General features: G+C 41.7%; 1 other RNA gene. It reads left to right on the top strand.

Annotation, left to right across the window (positions count from 1 at the left end):
• The first annotated feature begins 6 nt into the window (after positions 1-6).
• Positions 7-306, top strand: a transfer-messenger RNA (tmRNA) gene (gene ssrA / locus HCU66_RS27025).
• Positions 307-309 lie beyond the last annotated feature (3 nt).

Here is a 309-nt window from a genome sequence, read left to right as displayed (position 1 = left end):
TCGACCGGATACGTTGAGGTATAGGCGGCGTATTGAGGTTGTCAGGCGGCCTCATTAAAAACCTGGCAAAATGATTTAAATGCCGAATATCCAATGGCAATGGCTGCTTAAGTGTAGCCACGTTTAATTAACCTTACCTGCGAGATTAATTAAACGACAACGAGCAGGATAGTTTAGTTCCTGTGCTCGGTGGGAACTAAGCGAACCTTTAAACGGAGCTAGTCATGAGAAATCCTGTCTATTGGAGTTTTTAATGGCGAAATTAAAAAATAGACTATGTACGTAGAAACCTATGCTGAAATATCCAGG

Source organism: Pseudomonas frederiksbergensis (genome assembly GCF_017114915.1).
GTDB classification, from domain to species: Bacteria; Pseudomonadota; Gammaproteobacteria; order Pseudomonadales; family Pseudomonadaceae; genus Aquipseudomonas; species Aquipseudomonas frederiksbergensis_I.
Note: the sequence above shows the minus strand (reverse complement) of the source record. Positions and strands in the feature narration are given on the sequence as shown.